At 60.6% G+C, this 1,025-nt stretch carries 1 protein-coding gene; it reads left to right on the top strand.

Going from position 1 to position 1,025, the window contains the following annotated elements; genetic code table 11:
- Positions 1-18: 18 nt before the first annotated feature.
- Positions 19-1,025 (top strand): inositol-3-phosphate synthase (locus EN939_RS35530; protein ID WP_127271978.1); only part of this gene is annotated, 1,007 nt, incomplete at its 3' end.

Consider the following 1,025-nt stretch of genomic DNA (forward strand, 5'->3'; position numbering starts at 1 on the left):
ACATAGGGTGGCGGTTTCGTGGGATCGAAAAAGGTTCGTGTTGGTATCGTTGGGGTCGGCAACTGCGCATCCTCCCTGGTGCAGGGCCTCTCGTTTTATCGTAACGCGAAAAGCAACGAACCAATCCCTGGGCTGATGCATGCCGACCTTGGCGGCTACCATGTCGACGACATCGAGATTGTCTGCGCATTCGATGTCGCCAGGAGCAAGGTTGGCCGCGACGTCGCGGAAGCGATCTATGCCGCCCCGAACAACACGTTCCGCTTCGCCGACGCGCTGACAACCGGCATTCGCGTCGAGCGCGGGCCGACGTTGGACGGGATCGGCAAATATCTGCGCGACGAGATTGAAGAAGCTCCGGAGCCGGTTGCCAATGTCAGCGAGATCCTGCGCGACAGCAACGCTGACGTGCTGGTTTCCTACCTGCCGGTGGGTTCTGAGGAGGCAACTTGCTTCTATGCCGAATGCGCACTCGAGGCCGGCTGCGCCTTCGTCAATTGCATACCAGTTTTCATCGCCTCACGCCCGGAATGGCGCCGGCGCTTTGAGCAGCGAGGACTGCCGCTGGTCGGCGACGATATCAAGAGCCAGGTCGGCGCGACCATCGTGCACCGGCTGCTGGCCAATCTCTTCCGCGAACGCGGCGTACGCATCGACCGCACCTATCAGCTGAATTTCGGCGGCAACACCGATTTTCTCAACATGCTGGAACGCGAGCGGCTGGAATCGAAGAAAATCTCGAAGACACAGTCCGTGGCCAGCCAGTTCGATGTTCCCCTGGAGCCAGGCAATATCCACGTTGGGCCCAGCGACCACGTACCGTGGCTGACCGATCGCAAGTGGGCCTATATAAGGGTGGAAGGCACGACTTTCGGCGGCGTGCCGCTCAATGCCGAGCTCAAGCTGGAAGTCTGGGATTCTCCAAACTCGGCCGGCGTGGTGATCGATGCGGTACGCTGCGCCAAGCTGGCGCTCGATCGCGGCATGGCCGGAGCGCTGACCGGTCCCTGCAGTTATTTCATGAA

Source organism: Mesorhizobium sp. M7A.F.Ca.CA.002.05.1.1 (assembly GCF_003998335.1).
GTDB lineage: Bacteria > Pseudomonadota > Alphaproteobacteria > Rhizobiales > Rhizobiaceae > Mesorhizobium.